The following is a 23381-nucleotide window of genomic DNA, read 5'->3' as shown; positions in this document are numbered from 1 at the left end:
CGGATCTCCGGCGCTTGATTCTTCTTAACTACACGTTATTTTTTAACATCATCGATCTGAGTTTGCCGATCGCTTTGGTTGGGTTAAGCCCTTTTGGACAAACACTCACACAGTTCATAATTGTGCGACATCTAAAGACGCTAAACGGATCTTGCAATGCATCCAAACGCTCTTGTGTTGCACCATCGCGTGAATCAACCACAAAACGATAAGCTTGTAACAAACCAGATGGACCAATAAATTTATCTGGATTCCACCAGAATGATGGACATGAGGTCGTACAACATGCACATAAGATACACTCATACAGACCATCAAGCTTCGCACGATCTTCTGGCGATTGTAGACGCTCTTTAACTGGCATATCACCCTCAGCGGGGATCAAATACGGCTTCACTTTCTCGTAGTTTTTGTAAAACTGATCCATATCAACCACCAGATCACGAATCACTGGCAAGCCTGGCAAAGGTTGCAGCTTAATAGGTTGTGATACCTCACCAATAGAGGTAATACATGCCAAGCGGTTTTTACCATTGATATTCATACCATCTGAACCACAAACGCCCTCACGACATGAGCGACGCACAGCCAGTGTTGGATCTTGTTGTTTAATCAGCTCAATCGCTGTTAGCACTTTTGTGCCCTCATTTTCAACTGTCACGGTATAATCTTTATAGTAAGGCTTATTATCGACTTCAGGATTATAGCGATAAACTTTAAATTTAACTTCCACCGTTATCTCCTTAGTAGCTTCTTACTTTTGGTTGGAATGGTTCTAATTTTAATGGCTTCATATTCACATCACGCGTTGACGGACGATCTCCCTCTAGGAAATAAAGCGTATGCTTCAACCAATTCTCATCATCACGCTCAGGGTAATCTTCACGTGAATGAGCACCACGTGACTCTTTACGTGTCAATGCAAGAACAGCCGTTGCCATCGCCGTTTCCATAAGATTGTCAAGCTCAAGCGCTTCGATTCTTGCGGTATTAAATACATGTGAGTGATCGGCAAGAGATGCTTTTTGCACGCGCTCACGCAATGATTTCAAACGCTCTAAACCATCTTGCATTTGCTGTTCTGTTCTAAATACTGAGAAATCAACCTGCATTGCCTTTTGCAGCTCAGCACGTAACTCAGCAACACCCTCACCACCTTTGTTATTTTCCCAACGGTTATAACGCGCCATCGCTTGATCTAATGCTTCATCGGTTACATCGCGTTGCTGCATACCAGCACGCAATGCATCCTCAGCATGCATACCTGCCGCACGACCAAATACCACCAAATCCAGTAATGAGTTAGAACCTAAACGATTCGCACCATGCACAGAAACGCTGGCACACTCACCAACGGCATATAAGCCATCGATAACAACATCTTCACCATTGGCGTTTTGTGTTAATGCTTGACCGTGTTTATTAGTAGGAACACCACCCATCATATAATGACAAGTTGGTACCACAGGAATCGGTGCTTTTAATGGATCAACACCTGCAAAGGTCATTGCCAACTCACGAATACCTGGTAGACGCTCTTTAATAACACTTTCATCTAAATGCGTTAAATCTAAGTGGACACAATCAACGCCTGCAAATTTAAGTCCTCTGCCTTCATTGATCTCTTGTTGTGATGCACGTGATACCACGTCACGCGATGCCAAATCTTTGGCATTTGGCGCATAACGCTCCATAAAGCGCTCGCCATCTTTATTACGCAGAATTCCACCCTCACCACGGCAACCCTCGGTTACTAATACACCAGCGCCTGCAATACCTGTTGGGTGGAATTGCCAGAATTCCATATCTTGTAATGGAATACCTGCTCTTAATGCCATACCAACACCATCGCCCGTATTGATATGTGCATTGGTGCTTGATTCGTAAATGCGTCCCGCGCCACCTGTGGCTAAGATCGTTACTTTTGACTGGAAGAACACGATTTCACCGGTTTCCATATTCATTGCCAATACACCGGCAATTGCATGTTCTGAAGATTTTACTAAATCAAGCGCATACCACTCGTTAAAAAACTTGGTTTCATGCTTTAAATTACCCTGATAAAGCGTATGTAGTAACGCATGCCCTGTTCTATCGGATGCTGCACATGTTCTTTTGGCAATATTACCCACATCATAATTGCGTGACATACCACCAAAAGCACGTTGATAAATCTTACCGTTTTCTAGACGTGAGAATGGCATACCCATATGCTCAAGCTCAATAATTGCTTGTGGTGCATTCTCACACATAAATTCAATTGCTTCCTGATCACCGATATAATCAGAACCTTTAACCGTATCATAGGTATGCCATTTCCAATCATCTGATGGTAGACCATCATCATATTCAACATTTCCTAATGCCGCAGCGATACCGCCTTGTGCTGATACCGTATGCGAGCGCGTTGGAAACACTTTTGAAATCGCTGCGGTTTTAAACCCTGATTGAGCTAATTGAAATGCTGCCTGCATTCCAGCGCCACCGGCACCAACAACGATTGCATCAAATTGTTGTACTGCAATTTTCATTATCAATACCCCTTAAAATAAAATACAAATAAGCCAAATAAAACACGCAAGATAACCAACAATTGCAGCTACTTGCAAGAACCCGCGAATGCATGCGCACTTCACATAATCAGTAAAAATCGTCCACATACCAATCCACGCATGCGCCATTAATGACAAAAATGCTAAAATCGTAAATATTTTTACCCACGTATTTTGGAAAATCGCAAGCCATGTATGATATGAGCCATCACCGGATAGTGTTAAGACAACAATCACGACAAAGATTGCATATAACATAATAATGATTGCGGTAACACGTTGCAAAAACCAGTCTTTCAAACCTGAACGTGTGCATGAAGTTACATTACCCATAACCAAAGCCCCCAGAAAATTGTTACTAATACACCTAGCACTAAAACAGCGATTGAAGAAGCTTTAGCAGTACACATTTCCTCACCAAATCCTAAATCCATAATCAAGTGGCGAATGCCTGCGATCACATGATATGACACCGCTGATATAAAGATCCAAGCGAGAACACTCCATGGTGAATGGATTAACAAATCCTGTACATAATAAAAGTCGCCACCACAGCGCATTGACAAACTAAAACCCCATAATAAAAACGGCAATAACACAACCATTAACACACCAGTGATCCGGTGAATAATCGAGCTTATTGCCGTAATAGGGAACGAATAGGACTTTATTGAGCCAAGCCCTATATTTCGTGGTCCTTGATGTTTCATTGCTTTCTCCTGCTTATCAAGAAAATTAACGTGTTAAACACAAAATCTTGCGTATTCTAGCACAAATAAATTGAAGTGCTACCGTGAAGAAGCAAGCAATCAGAATTAATCTAAGCCTGACAAAAACAAGGTTTAAATGTAAGCATTGAAGTATTTTTAAAGATCAAGTTATTTAATATATTTCAACTTGGTAAAATTCAGAAGGTTTGCCATCATTATCACTGACTAAAAATGCATTAACTCCTTTGTCAGATTTCTCACTAAAGATAATTGATTCTATTTTTGTTTGAATAACGCCATGCTCATCAAATAAGAGTTGACTATAGTTTGTTAAATCCACATTATTCTTTAGCTTATCCAACGCGATTTTTCCAACAAAGCTACCTAAGACCAATCCATCATGATAAGCATCATCGGTTAACTCGATGGATGTGGTGAATAAAAGCAAGTTATCATTTGCATCATAATCCAAACCTGAAAAAGTAGAAGCATAACGCCCTATTTGTGGCATGTTAGGTTTGACAACCTTAATATCAGCCTCTTTGTTACTTGGCTTTGTCGCATTTAATAACTGCCAAAACACATCTTTTGGCAACACAAAAATAATGTCCTTATGGGCATTACCGCGATTTGCGATATATACCTTATCTTGTGTTATCGCAAAACCCTCAATATTAATCTTGGCATCTTTAGTCAAATTCACGCGCATCTTTAATGCCTGATATAAAGACTGCAAATCAACCGTTTTAACCTGCTGATTTTTTAAATTATAAATATAACCAAGATAGCGATTCTTTTTTGAACCCGAACCTAGAGCAATCAAAAGCGGCTCATCACTAAAGTTGCCAATTGCCATTGATTCAAGGTCTTTCTTTTGTGATTTTTCAATAGGTGCATTAAGCTTAGACTGCTCTTTTTCAAGTGGTATTAGTTGTAAAACTTTAAACTCGCTATTAACAACTGCCATATTCATACTATCATCACTAATGACATAGTATTTATCACCCCATTTTTCTATTCCTGATGCAGCACTTATTATCTGATTGAGCATCCCATGGTGTTTGATATCGACATTAATATCCGCCCATGAATAGCTAAACAAACAACTCAATAAGCCAATTGCCAACAAACGATATCTCATATTACCTCCTTGATATTCGATAGTTTTTATATCTTATGTACATTAATGGTGAGACCTTGTTGCTGCAGCGCCTTATAGTAACGCCTTGAAGCTTGTAGTCTTGAAGGCTCTTGATCAACAATTTTCACTAAATGTTTAGCCTCATTATCAGCTGGCATATTACTCAACGTTAGATCAATCAATATGTTTTTGTTAACATCTTTAAGAGAAGTCGCCTCACTCACAAGCACCACCGGTAGCTTTGCATAATCTGGTGACACCTCAGCCATATAAGCGTGTGGCAAGAAATCATCTTCACCATCAAACCACAAGCTAGCATCTAGCTCCTTACACGATAGATTCTCTGCATAGATCACAACCGTTTTCCCTGCTGCGTAATAGGATTTAACCTGTGCACTTACAAATTGATAAAATTGCTCATCATCTTGAGTGGGCAATATAAAAAAATCAATATTCAAAAAATCAACCCTTAGCATTTATCGCACCCTGAGTATCAGTCGAAGGGTGAGTTTAGAAATACATTGCTTATAATGGCTTCGACTTACGCTCAGCCAACGCTTATATAATATACCGCCCACAAACCATTTTACGGTACTTGGTACAGAAAAAATTATTCAGGATAAAACCCATCATCTAATACCTGATCAAAACTATAACGACAGACCTCTGGCACTTCGGCTTTTTTAGGATCAATGCCTGTCTCATTTTCAAAATCTAATAATGCTAACTTATAAGACTTAGGAAGCATTTCATCAATTTTACTTTTCAAGCTAGGATTATCTTGGATGAGATCTTTCAAATCATCTCTTTGCGCAATAATCGTATTTCCCCAACTTCTACTTCTATAAGAAGGTTGATATTGCCACTTAAGCAGATGCATTAAAAGAACACGCAGCCTACTTTTTAATGCGTGCTTTTGACTTGCACCCATACTTTCTAACTCCTCTGTTAAGTGTTCAATATCAACTTTATTAAATGCTTTAGCTCTTAACGCTTGAACAGTCTGAATCGTCCAAGCATAAAAATCTCTTTCATAAAGTGGCTTTGCCATATTGATGACTCCAAACTTAGGTTAAATATTAATACGCAGCATAAAAATGCTAGCAGAAACAATGGTTAATAGCCAATCATTATCCACATGTCAGTTTACAAAATGGCAATCAAGGGAGTGCTCTATTATTTTATTTCAAAAAATACTCAGAACTCACCACAACACGAACCAGTTTATAGGGATCACCATCTCCATAAGAAGCATCTTGATTACTAATCGTAAAAGCACCTTGCGATGCTTGACGAATACTGCCTAAAGCGGTTTGCGCATTTTTAGCAAATTGTAATGCCGCGGTTTTGGCATTTTGTGTGGCATCTTCGAGCATTTTTGGTTTGATACTATTAAGCCCTGTATATTTATAGGCAACATTACTACTACTAACGACAACACCTTTGGCGACCAAATCACTGGTTTTTTGTGCTAAACCTTGCACTAAATCAACCTTATCTGTCGTAATTGTCATACTACCATAAGCACTGTAATTTGAGGTATTAACCTGATCTTTACTATGCGAGTTTTGATTTAGCGAAATACTGCCATATTGTAATGCCTTGGCATCCACACCTGCTTGACTTATAAAGTTTTTCACTGCCAATTGATCTTGATCAACCTTCTGATAGACTTCTTTTAAGCTATTGGCATTAACACTATAACTGATACTCCAAATGGCTTTATCCGCTTTAACCGTTTGCTCTGCCAAACCCTTAACCGCAACATAACGATTAAATGCATGAAAATTCAAAATTCCATATGATACAAAGCCACCTGCGAGTGCCATACCAACGCCTATACTTAAATAACCAAAAAACTTTGTCTTATCAACACTCTTTTGCTCAGCCATTATGTTTTCGCCTTATATAAATCACGCTGTATACTGGTTAATGCTTTATCATAAAAATCTTCAATTTCATCATTACTTGCCACGCCAAAAGCAATCTGCTGCAGGAAACCATTAGATACAGAGTAAACGCAAGCATGGATCATCACCTCCTGCCCTCGCTGCCAAGCATCTTGGATCACCGTAGTTTTGGCGACATTAATTACCTGCTCAACCACATTAAGCTCACACATCACCGCATGCTTTTGCTCTTTGCAATCTACCCCTTGCGCTAAAGCCTCACACTCACCATGGTCAAAAGGTTTTAATAACTCCTTGTGCTTATGATGCACATCTTGAACATGTCTTAACCAGTTATCAATCAACCCATGCGACTCATTCATAGTAGCTGCTTTAACACCTCCACAACAATAGTGTCCACAAACAAGGATATGCTTTACTTTCAATACATCAACCGCATATTGCAATACAGATAAAAAGTTCAAATCAGAATGCACAACAACATTAGCAATGTTACGATGGACAAAGACCTCTCCTGGCAGCAATCCCAAAATTTGATTTGCTGGCACACGACTATCAGAGCAACCAACCCACAAATACTCCGGGTTTTGCTGCTTTGATAGACTCTCAAAGAAACCTGGTTTGTTTTGATTGGTATCGTCAACCCATTGACGATTTTGCTCCATCAGCTTCGTTAAATATTTCATAACGTTATTTCTCCTCGCAAGTTTTTATGTAGTGCTAATTTCACTTCTTCTTGTGTTAACCCCGGAATACTCAAAAGATAAAAGAGTTTGGTCAATGCTGCCTCATCAGTCATATCATGCCCTGAGATGACACCAGCATTTACAAGCCCAATGCCAGCTTCATACGCCCCCATTTTGACACTGCCCTTTACACATTGTGTGCAGTTGATGATGATCACCCCTCGCTGACATGCCTCGATAAGCTCATAGAGAATCTCAGGCGAGTTCATGATATTACCTGCACCATAGGTCTTAAGAATCAATCCTTGCAATGGTGGCTGTAATACTTTTTTTAAGATATTCGCATCCATGCCTGGGAAAATTGATAACACTGCAATCTTAGGCACGCCTAGGGTTTTAAACTCAATCTCAGCTGGCTCACTGTGATCACACGGGTACAGGTAGGCTTCATTTAATTCAATATCAATACCCACGTGCCCTAGCACTGGATAATTAGGTGAATTAAACGCATCCATACCCGAGGCATTAACCTTTATCGAGCGATTCCCCCGTAATAGCTGCTTATTAAAATACACACAAACCTCAGCAATACGCTCATCTGCTGCCAAGATCAAACTATGCAAAATATTATCTGAGGCATCTGATCTTAGCTCAGAAATTGGGATCTGTGAGCCTGTGCAAATCACCGGCTTGTTTAAGTTCTTTAACATAAACGACAAACTGGATGCAGTATATGCTAACGTATCTGTACCATGCAACACCACAAAGCCATCATATTGCTCATAATGATTGACAATATCCAGTGCGATGGTGATCCAATCCTCCGGTTTAATATTTGCTGAATCAATCAACTCAGGATATTCATTGATCTTAAAATCGGGCACATCATTATGATAAAAATCTTTGATCGTTTTAATTTTATCCAACAAATAGCCTTGCTTTGGTGCATAACCCTTATCGGTTTTGACCATTCCAATCGTGCCACCGGTATAGATTACATAGATCTTCTTATTTTTAATAGATTTACTATTCACTATGCACGACCCCTTTATTAGCCAATTCATCAGCACGCTCATTTAATGGGTGACCATTATGTCCTTTAACCCAACACCATTTCACCTGATGTTTATGACGCAACTGATCAAGCATCTGCCATAAGTCTTGATTTTTTACTGGTTGCTTATTTGCCGTTTTCCAACCGCGCTGTATCCAACCATCAAGCCATTCATTAACACCTTGCTGCACATATTTGGAATCAGTGTAAAGCTCGACATCACACCTCTCTTTTAATAGCTGTAATGCCTTAATTGCTGCCAATAACTCCATGCGGTTATTCGTAGTATTATCTTCACCACCATAGATCTCTTTGGTTTTAGCTTTGTATTGCAAAATTGCCCCCCAACCACCGCGCCCAGGATTACCCTTGCACGCGCCATCGGTATAAATGACAATCTTTTTTAATTTATTTACGTCGTTGTTTTTTTGAGTATTCATCTATTTTGTTATATCTACTTATTTTATTTCTTCACTTTAAACGCTTTATTCATGCCAATGGCATATTTCCCTGGCAACTTAACCATTTCCGTTGCCCCAGAGAACAATGGGCTTAACGAAATAACCTGTTTGCTGAAGCTTGCAATATACTCACAAGAAAAGCTCTCAGGCAACAAACACGGCAACCATTTATTGAAGTCTTTGACATTAAACACATCATAATAATGACTTTCAATTTTATGTAAACCTTGAGACTTTATTTCTTTATTAACAAAACGAAATGGAATGGTTATGTTCTGATTTTTTTTGTATTGCACCACAATCAAGCAACCATCATCACTGAGCACTCGAATGGCTTCCATTAAAATCTTATGTACATCATTAGGATTTAATAACACATTATCAAGTATAATTAGATCAAAGCTTTTGTTCGCAAACGGCCAATTGCCAGCATTAAAGCTTGCGCCAAATAGCTGCGCATCATAAATAAAGCCGCTTGCTGCATAATGATGCACTGCGGAAACTCGCTCAAAATAAGCTTTTTTAACTTTTCCTAGATAAAAAGCACGTCTGACGCTAAAGCGCGATAACATCACCTCTAAATCCAGTAATTGCCTATCTTGCATCAATCATCCTTTCTATCAAAAATGGCCTCAGTTTACCGTGATTTGCGCATGAACTAAATAATTTTCGCCATCCGCTCAAAGTAATCAGGGCATGTTTTACTAACACACTCAGCACCATTGATAATAACACCTTCCTGCTTTAGACCAATCAGTGCTAATGACATTGCAATGCGATGATCATTATGCCCTTCGACAATAGCAGCTCTAAGCGATGATTTTTCAGGATAAATATGGATACTATCCTTAGTTGTTGTCACGTTAACACCTAAACGTGTTAAGCCCTCAGCCATAGCACTGACACGATCTGATTCCTGTAAACGCGTGTGTGCAAGTCCTGTGATATGTGTCTGCCCCCTAGCAAAGCACGCAATTGCGGCAACAGTCATGAATGTATCAGAGAAATTGCGCATATCTACTGTCACACCATGCAATACATCGCCACCGATCACGCGAATACCATCTTCTTCGTCGATCACTTGACAGCCCATTTTTTCAAGCACTTCCAAAAAACGAATATCACCTTGCTTAGCATCGCGTGTTACGTGCTTAACTTTAACATCACCTTGCGTGATTGCCGCCAATGCCCAAAAGTACGATGCGGTGGAAATATCTGGCTCAATTGCATAATGTCGCGCTTGATAGCTTTGATTACCTTGTATCTTATAAAGATTATTTTCCACATCAACTGACACACCAAAATCACGCATCATATCCACCGTCATTTGCACATAGGGTTGCGGGTGATCGGTATCTGAATGAATGCTTAAGCCACCGTTGATCAAAGGAGATGCGATTAACAAACCTGACAAAAACTGACTACTCTTAGCACCATCAATGCTTACATTGCTTGTCTGCTTTAAACCCTCTGCCAAAATAGTCATAGGCAATGACGCTTGATTTTGCTCATAGCTTGCGCGCATACCCAAAGAGCTTAATACAGATAACTGCTCAGCAATGGGACGCGCCATCATTCTGTCAGCAGCATAGATATAATACTCACCTGTTTTTTGTGCGGCACACAATGGAATAATAAAGCGAGTCAACGTTCCCGCTTCATTACAAAAAATGCGTGCCTTTTGATTAGGGAAAGAACCATTAGCACCCTGAATAACAATGCGCCTTGATGCCTTATCAAACTGATGTGAAACACCCAAGGTTTGTAATGCGCCAACACCGGCTAATACATCCTTACTTAAAGGCAAGTTATCAATCACCGACTCACCCTTTGCCATTGCCGCAATTAGTAATACGCGATTGGATAAGCTTTTTGAGCCTGGTAATGATACCTCTGCTGATATTTTCTTTGTTGCTAATGGTAGCGATTGTTGAGTCATACGATGTAATTATCAAAAGAATATAACGATTAAACAAGTTTATATCCTCACATTGAGTTGTCATTATAAATTTGGCATTCAAGCTATTTTTCTTTGATGATATTCTCAAACTCATTCAATAACGCAGATTTCTCAACAATCTCACTTTCTTCACCAATCTGTCGCCTAGCTTGGGTAATCAGATTTTCTGATGTAATCACACGCGACCTTGGTAATACATATTGAGACTTAATAACACCTTGTTCAGTTAGCTTGGTTTTTATTGTTTCTAGTTTGATATTTAAATCATATTTAGCCGTGTGTAATTGCTGATTATCCTCATACAATAATGCTACTTTCTGCATCAAAAGCTCACTTTCAAACATTGACTCCTCATACATGCTAGCATCCGCAAACTCAGGATTTGTTTTAAAAATCTCATCGACAACAGTCAAATGTTGCTGTCTTTGTTTAAGCCTAAATTCAATATACTTTTGTGATTTTTGCACCAAATCAACGTTTTGCTCAGCTTCTGCAACCAAAGCATCAAGATTCTCTACCATCACGTCTTTAGGTAATGTTTGGATATAATTATCCAGTAGCGTTTGCACTTCTATTCTTACCTTGCTCTGCTTTGAAAGTTTATTGATCTCTGTAATGAAATCTTCTTGATAGAATAGCTCATCAACCATAGCCTCTGACAAATTCTGGTTTTGTAGAACTTGTATAAACTTGTCATCAGCTTTCAGGTTAATCTTATCCAGCTTATTTTGCGCCTCAAGCTTAGCTGAATTAATTTGCGGGTAGAGCTCTTCTCCATTTGCTCTTGATTTAAGCACTCCTTTTAACAATTCAGATTGCTTATTAATCGTCTGCTCATATATAGCAACCGTTTTTTTGAGCTCTATATAGGGTATTGTAAATAAATATACCCTTTCAAGCTCAATGGCATTATTTAACAACTCGTCAAACTGAATAATACGTTGCTCAAAATCGTTAACCGCAAAATCAGTCACTTCAGTAATGCTATTTTTCGCCCCCAAACTCCCTTTGGGCTGTTTTGCTAATTCCGATAGCTTTGTATTTATTCCCTCGGGATAATTAAGCGCGGTGTTAAGCACATTTGCTTGATTAGTTTCTGTATACACGCCTGCCAATCCCCACCCACTCTCCATCGCAAAATTTTGATACATATTACTCAATTGCACCATTTTTTCTTGAACAGTGGCATCAGTTGCACTTTGTAATTGTGACAATGCAATCGTCGCACGTTTACCTCCGTTGGCAAGCCCTATAATCTCCTCACTGACGCTTGCCATTTGTGCTACTCGGGCATCTAACGCATCATGTTGATCAGAAATCATCTTAAAGCCTCTTGTTAATACCATGTTTCTGTTTTCTAGTACAAAATACCAACTCTGTTGTAATAATTCCTCTTGCAAACTTTTTAATTGTTGATCAAATTTTTCTGCTGCTTTTAACACTAAGCCTAGCGTTTCTTGTGAACGCGCTATGCTTTGCTCATAATCATTGATTGCGCTTTTTAAGTTTTTTTCTGTTGCCTCAGGAAGATTACTCGCCTCATTTAATACGCCCATGGTTTGCTGATAATTCTCTATTAAAGTGTTTACATCACTACTTGTTAATTTGTTAGTCACATCAAAGCTTGCCCACAACTCTTCCATCTTGCGTTTCATTAATTTAATTCTTTCAAGCTCAGCTGGTATAACTTCTCGATTAAACAATCGTGTTTCTTCAATTTGATCCACTATAATACCGCCTACAACAGCAACGGCACCACCTGTGGCAACGACCAAGCCAACTATCTTGGCAAAGTTCTCAATATTACCTGGCAGCCTATTCATATCAACATTTTGTTTACTGTCGCTTTTGCCGGTATTTACCAAAGTATTACTTGCATCATTTAGCGTAAAGCTTTGCATCAACTCAGTAGTGACTGCAGCGTTACTCTGCAATGCATTTGATACATGCTTCAATGACTTATCAAGCACAACTCCTTGTACCTTTTGTGAGGATGAGGCAACAGGTTGAACAAATGTTTGCTCTTTAGTTATGCTTAGTCCCACTTTTTTTGCTTGTCCTACTAAATAGTTATTTAGCATGATGTTAATAGGATCATTCAGCGCCGCTTGAACTGCTCTGTCACTGGCATATAGTAGCAAACGCCCTTGATAAATGCGCGCAAACAAAGGAATCCCTTGAAGGGTATAGTTTGTATAGATTTTCTTTAGATCACTTGCTGCAATTTTTATTTTTTGGGCTGCACCACTATCATCATTTTGCGCGGTTATTTCTGCAGCTATCCCCGTTGTGTTAAATATTGGACTAACGACTTTTTTGTCAATCAGATAATCCAACAGTTGCGCTGAAATAATTTCATAATGAGGTTGTAGCCCTCCTTTTGAACTAACCTTTTTTGCATAGTCGTATTCCCCACCACACATCTTATCGCTGATATACAAGTCTATTTGACTCTCACCCATATATTTTGCATCGTTTTGATTACTTAAAGCCAATCTATCTTTGGCAACACACAATTCATCTTTACCTTTATCAGGGGCATTTAAAAAAGCGTTACTCCCACCTTTTTCATAAGGATAAGGATATAAGTAAAGGCTGCGCTTGCCTTGGGAGAAAACATTAATATAACTTGAAAACACATCAAGACCTGAACTTAATAACATTCCAAGAACAAGCACATAACTATTCTCAAAATCCACCGCACCGGCTAATAATGCCAAACCACTAATCCAAACCATATTGGCTTTTTGATTTTGGAATAACTTATTGTCATATAAAGGCACTGAAGTTAATGCCGTATATTTGATAGGTTTTGCGCTAGAGCGAATCATCGTTAAGTTTTGGCTATAACTTTTCTTATCTGTTAATGGTAATGCTTGTAGTTCACTTTGTTTTTTCAAAATTTCAGCCGGCACTTCAGCATTACTATTAACCCACTGTTGATACACATCATTACTACACGGTACTGGAATTTCCACACCATTTTGCGGGGTGCTTGTGGTATAAGGAATCGCAAAACAAATCACACTCGTTGCAAAAAGCTCTGAATAATATTTGATATTCGTCCACGCATCATTGCTTGAGTTCTCAGTATAAAGCGATAATAGCGCGCCATTTACTGTCTTTGCCGGCGCTTTGTTATCATACCATGACAAACTCACCACATTATTCTGAAAATTATTGTTATAGCCAGTTAAGGTATTCACTGCAGGGATAGATAACGATATTGCACTTGCTAAACTATGCATACTTTGCTCTGGAAAAAACTGCACTGTATTAATAGATGTCGTGGCTGAATTACTACTGATATTAAGCTTAATGTCTTTGTTACTCATATTGTGTAAATTGACATAAGCCTGATCTTGCGAATAGCTCGCTGCAGCTTGTGCTACAAAAGTTGTCTCTTCAATTTTTGGCACAATAAGTGGCGTTGATTTTGCCTGCTCTAATGATACGTTTTTTTTCAGTGTCCGACCAGCCATATAATATAATAGGCACTCAGGCGTGATTTTCTTTAGGTCACTTCTGCTTTGAGTAACCAAAACAGTAGGATAGGTGTAATATACCCCAACGATAGTTTGCGTAATCCCATCAAGTCCTCCACCAAATTGCTGAGATATCACATTAGACAATGAATCCTTGACCATTCCCCAAATACTTGACAGTGATACTGATTCCGTCGCTTGTGGTATATAAGTTTGCTGGAAACTGGCTTTTATTGCCGGCAAACTATCCAAATTAGCATAGATCGCTTGCCATTCATTTTCACAGTATTCATATAACGCATTCGTATAACGGTTGCCTTTGTCATAATCACCACTATTGACACTAAGCGCAACACACAATGGAGAGTAAATAACACTAAGAAAAATAGCTATTAATAAGCGATTCACTCTTATCTCCTTAAAGATCCAACTTACGCAAATCACTTAGCGACTCTATCGAATCTGATACTTTCTCTGCATCAGCTGCCTTAGTTATTAGTGCTTGCTGCTTTTGCGATGAAATTTGTATTAGCATTTTTTCAAGATCTTGAATCGATGTATTATTGTCAAATAGTTTCTTCAATGGCGCTTCCGACCCTCTTGATGGTTTTTCTATAATTTCCCCTATTTTTCCTATTTCTTCTGATGATTGCGAGGCTTTACGAAGTTTTTTAAACTCTGTTGGTGCTGATTGCTCAACAAGATCAAATGCAATATCATTCATACTTTGAGACAACACCATATCATATTTTGATTGTATTGATGAGATATCGAGCGCATTATAACCAGCTTCTTCAGCCAGTATTTTAATTGGGTTGTCTACCTTAGAGAATGTATTCTTCAAGCTAATGTTAGAGGTTAATGTATTGGCCATAGCAAGATTAAACTCTTTGCTATAACCACCAACATACTCCACAACTCTCCTCTCCTGTAGCAAGCTGGTACGAGCCACTTCATCTAAGTGGGTCTTTTGTATTGAGTTTAACACTACCTTAGAATTGAACTCGTTAACTGCTTTATTAAAATCCGTTACGGCATTTTCATAAGCAGCATCAAACTCTGTGAAATTATCTTTATAAATCGAACTTTTTTGGATTTCTTTATAATATTGATCAATTTTATTTTTTGCTATTTTAAATTTTCGTTGTTTGGCTAGCAACTCTTGACCAAACGAACCATAATCTCGATTTCTCAAGTAAGAAGAGAAATCACTAACTAATTGCTTCTGCTGTGTGAGTGAAAACCCTGCCATATCACGAATTTTAGTTTTCATGTTGGTTTTAAAGTTATTCAAGGCGCTCTCTATAGACTGTTGATAAACTTTGCTAAAAGGTCCCTTATTTGCTTTTAGACTTGCCTGTAGTTTAACTAAATCTTGTTGATTCTGGGCAATAATTGCTGAGTTAAATTGATCACTTATTTGCTGAAGATCAGTGTAAGCCACCTTTCTTTGATTCCAAAAATCCGCAACTTTCTTCTGAGCACTGCCAAGTTTATCGCTTAATACTTGATAAGCTGGCAATTCACCATATTTTTGCCCGAGCTGCCCTAGGTCAGCTTGATATTTATTTAATATTTTTTCGTATTTATCCAACGTCTTGCTGACATCTACTGGACTTGATTTGCCCGCGTACTTCTCTATTATTTTCTCGCCATCACTAGCAGCATTCGCTGCTTCATCTAATGATTTTGTGTTAATCATCTTATTAACAATATCACCCAGTTTTTGTAGTTCTGCTTCATTTGGATACAAGCCATTAATTTCATCTTCAATAGCGGTGATTCTTTTTGAATAACTTCTATCATAAGCCCCAAAACTCTTTTGTAACATTCGATATTTAACCACTTTAATCGCCAAATAAGTTACCGTACCAGTAAGCGCAGTTACTCCTGTGCCAAGTATAATTTTTAATGCCAGATCTTTTGTGGAATTTGAATCGTTATCTGAATCAGTTGCATTCGTCGCTAATGCCATATTTACACTTGTCTGACCTTTATCAAAATACCCACCAATCAAAGTATCTAATGCTTTATTCGGTAATTGCGCATTAATATTGCGATAATACATCAGGTTATGGCTTGCCATTTGCAAACTGTTGCTACTATTATCGACTGGCTGGACAAAGCCATTGATGTTATTGGGGTCATAACTAATATTACTCGCCGTAGTCGATAAAATCGAAGGCAATGTACTGTTTAATGGATCTTGAAATGCTGCTTGCACTGCCTCAGTTGCCGCATAAATGATAAGCTCCCCACTATAATATCTGGCAAATAATGGGATACCTCTTAAGGTATAATTAGTAATGATATTTTTAAGTATATTTTCTGGTAAGGTCACCCTAACGATCTTGTTTGAGCCATTGACTTTAACACTAATGCTGTTACTTATATCACCGTTAGGAAATAACGGCGACACCATTTTGTTAGCAATAAGATAATCTAAAAGCGCAGCTGAGATCGTCTTATATTGTGGCAAGGCAAATTCATCTAGTGCTTTACTATAATCATACTGCCCACCACAACGCCGATCATCAATATACAGATCAATCACATTGCTTCCCATATACTTACCATCAGATGCTGATAAATCGTTAACTTGCTTTGCTATTTGCTTAGCTAATGCATTGTTTTGATAACTGGCTTGTGTGCCCAAAACCAGATAATCCTTAGCGACGCAAAGTTTATCTTTCCCCGCTTCTGGGTTATCTAAAAAATCAGTTTTCCCTGCATTATCATAAGGCATTTGGTAAAGTGAAACTTGTCTGTTTCCGCGATTAAGCATATTGATATAATTCGAGCCAACATCTAGCGCGACATTCGCAATCTCATTTAATACTTCAAGAACCAACACAGGCATCTCAGTAAAGCCTGCACCAATAGCAATAGTATTAATCCAAATGGTATTTGCCGTTGCATTTTCAAACAGCTTAGGGTCAACCACAGGTGTTTTGATCAAAGAGACATAATTACCCGCCTCATCTACTTTTATCCCCGTTAAATCTTGCGTGTATTTTTCTTTGTTTTTAAGATCCAATGAGCGTATCTTGGCAAAACGATCTTTGATATTCTGCTGGGCAATATTACTCTTGCCCATGAGTGCATTACCAAGATTTTTACCACAGTCCTTAGGTTTCACTGTTTTGCCTGAAGTTACATCATAGTTTGTTGCTATACACAAAGGAATAGCAACAATCATTGAAGATATATACTTCACATCCGTCAAGCTATCTTTACTTGGGTTCACATTAAACAGTGACAATAATGCACCTTGATTATAGCTTTTAGGATCTAGCACGTTATACCAATTCAATGCAATCAAGTTAGATGAAAAGTTATTGTTATAACCAATCATTGTATCTGAAGTTGGTGTGCCAATGGCTAAACTTGATGCTTGAACAGCCGTTGATTGCTCTGGAAAAAATTGCGGTCTATTCACCCCAGCAGAGCCATTATTACTATTGATGTCTACTTTGATAAAACGCTCACTTTGATTATGCAGGCGCACATAAAATTGATCTTGTGAATACTTAGCTGCCGCATTTTCATAAAACTTTGCCTTATTAATAGGAAATACCCTTTCATAATCAAACATAGTAGGATCTTCTTTTAATGAACTTAATGTATACGTTGATGTAGTGCGTCTGCCGGCAATATAGTAATAAATACACTCAGGCGTAATCTTCTGCATATCTTTTTTGCTATTCAACACCAAATACGTTGGATAGATATAGTCAAGGCCTGCCGCCGCTGATAGCCCCAAAGTCATATGATCTTGCAAAGATTGCCCTACATCTCCTAGAATTCCTAGCACACTTAGATCGGTTGTATAATACTGCTTGAAAAAACTCTGCTTGATGCTTTTAAGGGATTCAAATTGGGGAGACTTATCCTGCCATTGCTGTTCACAAAAAGCATATAATGCATTGGTGTAGTCATTATTTTTATCATAACTATAGGCATCAATATCAAGAGCGTGTCCTTGCTGCATTACAAACAACAACGCGCCTAAACAGTAACTTACTCTTAACAGTTTCATTTGTGTCTCCTTACATTCCCATACTACCTCTAAAGCGCTGAGTATTGGGCTGTTGATAGCCTTGTGTCTTTGTTTGGGTTTGGTAATATTCTCTAGGCACTTTTTGTTGTTGTAAAAATTGCTGTATCTGTTGAGGTGTGCTTTTTTTTAGCTCAGCTTCTACAAGGTTTACTTGTTTAGTTAAACAATTCTGATACGCCTGCACATCATCATTTGAGTTAAGTCCCACTGATAAATCGACTCGACAATTCTTTAAAATGGCTGACAGAAAATTCGATTTATAACTATCTGCATAAGCCTGTAGCAAGCGTTCACTATTTTGCTGCCAATAGCTTAATTTAAGCGACCCTGATAATTGTCTTGCCGCACTCTCCATAGTCGATGGTAAAATCTTCTTAGCACTGATTTGATACTTTTTGTTTAACTTGGCTAATACACTATCTAGCAGCGTCAAAGCAGTGACAACAGTAATGCTATCGTGAATCAACTGCGGATTTTGCGTAAGCTTGGTTGTCCAAGATCCCGTTGATGCGTTTCGTGTCGCCCATGGTACATAAGCTGAAGGTGAGTTTCCTGTTTCTTTCTTAGTACCATAGGTTATGCTCTTACCTTTCACACCATATATTTTTGAATAATCCGTCACATAACTATCAGCAACATAGGGTTTATTAGCACTCGCAATTACTTGCCTAATACGCTCTTTAATAAAATTGGCATTATCAACATCAACGCCAGATGGTGCGGTTACATTAGCACTCGTATCAACTTTTGGTTGAGTGTTTGTCGCTGCTGTTACACTTGACGTATTTGCAGCATCTGTCGCTATTAATGAGCTTCCTGACGTATGCACTTCTTTACCGGCATTACTATCTTCAATTTGCTCTTGAGTCATACTCGCTAATGTCATTAATGGAAACATTAATAAGTAGGTGGTTATATGTTTATACATAGCAGTTCATCCTTAATGCTTTAACCAAAACAAAAACATTCAATGCATCAAGTAAAGTTCACCAATCTTAAATTGTCCACATATCAATCATTTTTAACAATCTTTAGCAAAGAAATTGCTATGGGCTATACTCTTTTTATATGCAAAAAATCAAGGTTTGTAATTTTTGAATTTGTAACTTGAATGCGCCAAGTAATGATGGCTAGATATCTGAAGGAATAACAAAATGCATCATATTATAAAGCAAACAACTCAATTATTTAAAGTACTAATACTAAGCCTTGTGCTTTCACATGCTGCATTTGCAATAACCCTAGATGCCTATAGTTATGATGAAAAAGATGATTATAGCAATACACTATATGACTACTGTGAAAGCGAATGGCAGAAAAACTATAAAAAATTCAAAGCATACCCTGACATTATTAAAGGATTTCAACAAACCTACAATCCAAACCAAGCAGATAAAGTCACCCTTAAGTCCAGTCTAAATGTTGCTTGGGAAGCAGTAAAAGACACACCAAAACTTTTTTTTGGTGATGTTACAGGCGCGGTTGAAAGTGTAGCTGGTGTTAATTATATTTACCCAACTTATTTGGTGATACAGAATCCAGAAGACCTTACTCAGGTAACCGCTGAGTGCGTTGGATATTATGTTGCCGGACGCTATAGAAACATGAACTTCTCGCTTGATCAAATGCAAGACGCTCCAATGATTCTACCCAAAATTGAGGAGACGGCTTTTAGCAAAAATGCTGCGGCACCCTACGCCCAAGATGCCTTTTCATTGACACTTCACAATCAATCACAACAACTTATTGATGTCATTGCAAACAGTAATTCAGCCACTGCTTCATTACATCCACAGCCTTATTTCCCCATCACACCAAACCACATGCAACTGCAAGGCTTCTCTTTATCTGTCCCACAAATGGATACCTTAACTGGCTATAATAGTGCCTTTCAAAACAATCTGATTACCATCAGCTGGTTTAATCCACTGAATCCAAAACAAGATGCCAATGGTGCTATTTTATCGCTCTTTACTGGCGCACCGGTTTCATCCACTTGGGCAAAAATCAAAGGAAAATTCGCTGCAGCTGGCATTGTCACTTTATGTGGCTCCTTAAGCGTCCTAGGTGGTCAAGCCGGTGATACACTGCGCCAAATGACCCAATGTGGTTATGATGCTATGCAGGATTTAGAGAATTTATCAAATGAAGTCAAAAAAAGTATTCGTGATGCTCAAAGTAATTTTAAAAGCTATGATTTAAGTAAACGCAGTACATTTTCTAGCGATCTAAGCTTTGTGAATAAACCACAACAAAAGCCACTTTTTATTGCTGATATCCCCGTTGCCGATCCTAACTTGAGTACGAATGCATCCGCCAATGAGCGTTGGTTAAAAATAGCGCTCATCCTAACTGCTGCGATTGACTTTGATAACGCGCCAATCATGGTTCTTTTTATACTTGCAGGTCAAGGTCTAGATGTCGCCTCCACCTACATCAACTATCTAACTCAAGGCGTTCGTCAAATTGGTCTATACCCATACCCGTTTGATAACAAAGGAAGTACTGCATTCTTAGACACGCCAAATGATGCCAAAGACTCATTGTGTATTGGTAACGATCAACTTGTACTTAGCAATAATGGTGTCAAGAACTATCTTGGCAGTAGCACTCTCGATCTTTATATCGATACGACAAATTGTGGTGGTCAATATGATTATACTAAACAAGCTACCACCACAACCCCAAACTTTAATCTCACCTCACAAAACCTTGTTGATTATATGGTAAGTCAAAAAATCGTTATTGCCATTACCCAAGCTGATATTGCACAAGCCAAAGTGACTGCGGTAATTAACAATACACAAAACACTAAAACACTTAAGATTAATGGCTTAACCGCTAAAGATATTTACAGTCAGTACTTCTCTCGCGGCATTCCATTATTTGCACGCTACTATAACAATCAACTATATATTTACGCCGCTAAAGAAGCCGTTAACAACTCATTATTGGATCCTGTTAATGCGATCGTTAACACGACTCTACAAACGACATCTATTGATCCTAGCATTACCCCTCAAAACAACAATCAATTCGTATTACCATTTAGTGATGCCAGCCAAACTTATCAAAATATACTGCTTACCCAAATCTATTATCCAAACCTAAGCACATTGTCACTATCATCATCATTGGCCAACAAAATGGGTACATTTTTTTATAACAGTCAGGTGGATAACCAATTACAACAACTCGCAACAAACATTACCAATAACACCATTAACAGCAACCCTGTATCTGCTGCCGACATCACCACATTAAAGGATGAAAAGGTCGCCGAGCAAGTCGGGCAACTTGGCGGCATTGTTGGCTTAAGCCTACGTGTAGTCAAAAAATATCGCTTACTAAAAAGCTTTGAAGACGAAACTAAATGGCAGTCAAACTTGTTAGACGAAGTCAACACAACAACGAACAACCTATACCAAAATGATGCGCTTAAACTCCTTAGCAGCACCAACGAAAGCAATTTTCAAGATGCCTCAACTGCATATATCAACAACTATCTGCTGTTCTTACAGGAAAGCAATACCGTACTAAGTGATGCAAAACTTCAAAATGCCTCCACAAAACAGGTAGCTGCGGCTTTAAATGATCAGCTCTCACAGCTAGAAAAATCTAGCAAATTGGGTGATATAAATAACCCTAGCGTTCGTAAAAATATAACCCAGCTTCAAAAACAACAAAAACAATTAATGCAGGCAAAGTTACGTTTAATAGATGAATATAAGAGCCTAGATAATCTGAAAATTTATCAAGAAGTAAATAATCGCCTAACAAATACAATCGCTGAATTATCGCAAGCAAATATTGCCCAAAGTGCCCCGCTAAAAATTGATGGTTATCGTGCCAAATTACAACAATTTTTAAATGATGCACAAATGCCTAACAACTTGGCAAATGACCAAGAAACCCTAGCACGACTTGTTAATAATTGGCAGGCCAGTAGCGCTCAACTTTTAGGCGAATTGACAACCTATCAGGCAAATGTCAATCAATTTGCATCAGACAATGCCTCAAGCCAAAGTCTAGCATCTGTTAATGATCAAATCATTAACGATTTAAGCTTGCAAAACAAAGCCTATACCATTAATCCACAAGAGAGTATTACTGACTCAAGTATGTTTGTGATTAACAATATGAATTATGATGAGATCCTCAAAGAGCTAAATACATTAGAAAGCAAGTCTATTGCCGGCGCCCATGAAAAGTTTCTTATCAACAAATACATTCAGGCGCAAAATACAGCAAGTGCTGAATTTGAAGTGCTTGCTCTACGCAAGCAACAATTGCTCCAACAATCTACCAAAATGAATGTTAAAGAGGCAAAAGCATGGGCAACTATCATCAATAATGAATATGATAATGCACTTAGAAAAATACAGCAGCAATTATTTAAATTTGATAGCTCACTCTCTGCAAACTTTCCACCTAAAGACTTCAGCATAGCAACGCTCGATGAAATGTTGTTATCTCAAACATTTATTGAATCACTAGACAACAGCTATCGCATTATGACTGCGACTAAAATGCCAAATAATTATGAGTTTCTAGACCAGCTCTTTAGGGCCCTTTCCGAGCATACCAAGTACATGCAGCTAACACTTGATAATGCCCCTAAAAGAGTCGTATACGCGCCAAAAACTGTTGATTTTGCAAAAGTACAATACGATTACATTAACTTTAAAGCGCAAATGCTACAGCAAAAAATTACTGCCGCTGAAAAGCAGTATGACTTATTAAAAGGTAACACCGGAGAAATCATCAACAAACCACTGATAACAGAAGCCGAAGAAATGCTATTGCGGCAGATCAATAAAGCAAAATTCAATCTCAATCTTTTGCAACAGCAAAACTTTAGTGAGAAACAAATTCCACCTGAGCTTTCTCGCTTGGAAAGCATGGTCTATAACAATGAAAAATTCACACAACTTCCAGATCGCAAAAATACCATCATACTCACCGCACTATCTGAATCTGATTTCTATGAAAAAGCTGATATTTATGCACAAGCTGTCAATGAACTCAAAAACGATAGTGTCCTATCATCACGCAAAAGCTCATTACAATCCATATCAGATGCTGATGAACTTCTCCAAAGTTTCACGAGTATCGAAGAAATTATCACTGACATTAAATAACTGGAGTTCCGAACTTTTGCTATTTCAACACCTATCTAAGTAGTTATACCGCCCATAAACCATTTTACAGTATTTCTGCTATTGAATTTCTTGAACTTTTGAGTGATTGGTTCTTGTTAATAGCGAATGCGTTAAGAAACAATGGGTAGTGTAGTTTTCTAGCATATTTGTTTTTATAATGCTAAATCAAAAATGGCTAAAATTGACGTACATTGCAGGAA

Annotated in this window: 17 protein-coding genes; 1 reads left to right on the top strand and 16 read right to left on the bottom strand. The window is 38.3% G+C overall.

Going from position 1 to position 23381, the window contains the following annotated elements; translation table 11 throughout:
• Positions 1-28: 28 nt before the first annotated feature.
• From ACY10D_RS00655 to ACY10D_RS00580, 16 genes are all read right to left on the bottom strand, one after another.
• Positions 29-733 carry a succinate dehydrogenase iron-sulfur subunit gene (locus ACY10D_RS00655; protein ID WP_486998887.1) on the bottom strand — a complete coding sequence of 235 codons (705 nt, stop codon included), beginning with the start codon at positions 731-733 and terminating at the stop codon, positions 29-31.
• Positions 734-743: 10 nt separating this feature from the next.
• Positions 744-2531: a succinate dehydrogenase flavoprotein subunit gene (sdhA, locus tag ACY10D_RS00650; RefSeq protein WP_486998886.1), complete on the bottom strand. Its 1788-nt coding sequence runs from the start codon at positions 2529-2531 to the stop codon at positions 744-746.
• Between the two features lie 12 nt (positions 2532-2543).
• A complete protein-coding gene (gene sdhD, locus ACY10D_RS00645) occupies positions 2544-2885 on the bottom strand; it encodes a succinate dehydrogenase, hydrophobic membrane anchor protein (protein WP_486998885.1) in 342 nt (113 codons plus the stop codon).
• Entirely contained in the window at positions 2873-3262 is a 390-nt protein-coding gene (sdhC, locus tag ACY10D_RS00640; RefSeq protein WP_486998884.1) for a succinate dehydrogenase, cytochrome b556 subunit, read from the bottom strand. The genes sdhD and sdhC overlap by 13 nt, the downstream gene beginning before the upstream one ends.
• 172 nt (positions 3263-3434) lie before the next feature.
• The gene (locus ACY10D_RS00635; RefSeq protein WP_486998883.1) at positions 3435-4403 is read right to left on the bottom strand and encodes a DUF6929 family protein; all 969 of its coding nucleotides are present in this window, start codon (positions 4401-4403) and stop codon (positions 3435-3437) included.
• Between the two features lie 26 nt (positions 4404-4429).
• Complete coding sequence (locus tag ACY10D_RS00630; RefSeq protein WP_486998882.1) at positions 4430-4879, bottom strand: DNA polymerase III subunit chi; 450 nt, start codon at positions 4877-4879, stop codon at positions 4430-4432.
• Positions 4880-5013: 134 nt separating this feature from the next.
• A complete protein-coding gene (locus ACY10D_RS00625; RefSeq protein WP_486998881.1) occupies positions 5014-5454 on the bottom strand; it encodes a DUF29 domain-containing protein in 441 nt (146 codons plus the stop codon).
• A 130-nt stretch (positions 5455-5584) separates the two neighbouring features.
• Positions 5585-6295: an SIMPL domain-containing protein gene (locus tag ACY10D_RS00620; RefSeq protein WP_486998880.1), complete on the bottom strand. Its 711-nt coding sequence runs from the start codon at positions 6293-6295 to the stop codon at positions 5585-5587.
• Positions 6295-6999 carry a carbonate dehydratase gene (can, locus tag ACY10D_RS00615; protein ID WP_486998879.1) on the bottom strand — a complete coding sequence of 235 codons (705 nt, stop codon included), beginning with the start codon at positions 6997-6999 and terminating at the stop codon, positions 6295-6297. Before can ends, ACY10D_RS00620 begins: the two co-directional genes overlap by 1 nt.
• On the bottom strand, positions 6996-8036 hold the full coding sequence (gene ansA / locus ACY10D_RS00610) for an asparaginase (RefSeq protein ID WP_486998917.1): 1041 nt from the start codon (positions 8034-8036) through the stop codon (positions 6996-6998). The genes can and ansA overlap by 4 nt, the downstream gene beginning before the upstream one ends.
• Entirely contained in the window at positions 8026-8493 is a 468-nt protein-coding gene (rnhA, locus tag ACY10D_RS00605) for a ribonuclease HI (RefSeq protein WP_486998878.1), read from the bottom strand. Before rnhA ends, ansA begins: the two co-directional genes overlap by 11 nt.
• Before the next feature lie 23 nt (positions 8494-8516).
• Complete coding sequence (locus ACY10D_RS00600) at positions 8517-9119, bottom strand: class I SAM-dependent methyltransferase (protein ID WP_486998877.1); 603 nt, start codon at positions 9117-9119, stop codon at positions 8517-8519.
• 53 nt (positions 9120-9172) lie between these two features.
• Positions 9173-10453: a 3-phosphoshikimate 1-carboxyvinyltransferase gene (gene aroA / locus ACY10D_RS00595; protein WP_486998876.1), complete on the bottom strand. Its 1281-nt coding sequence runs from the start codon at positions 10451-10453 to the stop codon at positions 9173-9175.
• Between the two features lie 83 nt (positions 10454-10536).
• Complete coding sequence (locus tag ACY10D_RS00590; protein ID WP_486998875.1) at positions 10537-14367, bottom strand: hypothetical protein; 3831 nt, start codon at positions 14365-14367, stop codon at positions 10537-10539.
• A 10-nt stretch (positions 14368-14377) separates the two neighbouring features.
• Positions 14378-17998, bottom strand: a complete 3621-nt coding sequence (locus ACY10D_RS00585) for a hypothetical protein (protein WP_486998874.1) — start codon at positions 17996-17998, stop codon at positions 14378-14380.
• Between the two features lie 10 nt (positions 17999-18008).
• Positions 18009-18947 carry a hypothetical protein gene (locus ACY10D_RS00580; RefSeq protein ID WP_486998873.1) on the bottom strand — a complete coding sequence of 313 codons (939 nt, stop codon included), beginning with the start codon at positions 18945-18947 and terminating at the stop codon, positions 18009-18011.
• A gap of 226 nt (positions 18948-19173) precedes the next feature.
• Between ACY10D_RS00580 and ACY10D_RS00575 the strand changes: the two genes are divergently transcribed.
• A complete protein-coding gene (locus ACY10D_RS00575) occupies positions 19174-23160 on the top strand; it encodes a hypothetical protein (protein WP_486998872.1) in 3987 nt (1328 codons plus the stop codon).
• The last annotated feature ends 221 nt before the right edge of the window (positions 23161-23381 follow it).

Source organism: Cysteiniphilum sp. (assembly GCF_057495195.1).
This window is presented reverse-complemented; position numbering and strand designations above follow the sequence as displayed.

Excerpts from the sequence above, each read along its gene's own strand:
- sdhA (WP_486998886.1), bottom strand. The coding sequence starts at position 2,531 with ATGAAAATTGCAGTACAACAATTTGATGCAATCGTTGTTGGTGCCGGT.
- sdhD (WP_486998885.1), bottom strand. The coding sequence starts at position 2,885 with ATGGGTAATGTAACTTCATGCACACGTTCAGGTTTGAAAGACTGGTTT.
- sdhC (WP_486998884.1), bottom strand. The coding sequence starts at position 3,262 with ATGAAACATCAAGGACCACGAAATATAGGGCTTGGCTCAATAAAGTCC.
- ACY10D_RS00635 (WP_486998883.1), bottom strand. The coding sequence starts at position 4,403 with ATGAGATATCGTTTGTTGGCAATTGGCTTATTGAGTTGTTTGTTTAGC.
- ACY10D_RS00630 (WP_486998882.1), bottom strand. The coding sequence starts at position 4,879 with ATGCTAAGGGTTGATTTTTTGAATATTGATTTTTTTATATTGCCCACT.
- ACY10D_RS00625 (WP_486998881.1), bottom strand. The coding sequence starts at position 5,454 with ATGGCAAAGCCACTTTATGAAAGAGATTTTTATGCTTGGACGATTCAG.
- ACY10D_RS00620 (WP_486998880.1), bottom strand. The coding sequence starts at position 6,295 with ATGGCTGAGCAAAAGAGTGTTGATAAGACAAAGTTTTTTGGTTATTTA.
- can (WP_486998879.1), bottom strand. The coding sequence starts at position 6,999 with ATGAAATATTTAACGAAGCTGATGGAGCAAAATCGTCAATGGGTTGAC.
- rnhA (WP_486998878.1), bottom strand. The coding sequence starts at position 8,493 with ATGAATACTCAAAAAAACAACGACGTAAATAAATTAAAAAAGATTGTC.
- ACY10D_RS00600 (WP_486998877.1), bottom strand. The coding sequence starts at position 9,119 with ATGCAAGATAGGCAATTACTGGATTTAGAGGTGATGTTATCGCGCTTT.
- aroA (WP_486998876.1), bottom strand. The coding sequence starts at position 10,453 with ATGACTCAACAATCGCTACCATTAGCAACAAAGAAAATATCAGCAGAG.
- ACY10D_RS00585 (WP_486998874.1), bottom strand. The coding sequence starts at position 17,998 with ATGAAACTGTTAAGAGTAAGTTACTGTTTAGGCGCGTTGTTGTTTGTA.
- ACY10D_RS00580 (WP_486998873.1), bottom strand. The coding sequence starts at position 18,947 with ATGTATAAACATATAACCACCTACTTATTAATGTTTCCATTAATGACA.
- ACY10D_RS00575 (WP_486998872.1), top strand. The coding sequence starts at position 19,174 with ATGCATCATATTATAAAGCAAACAACTCAATTATTTAAAGTACTAATA.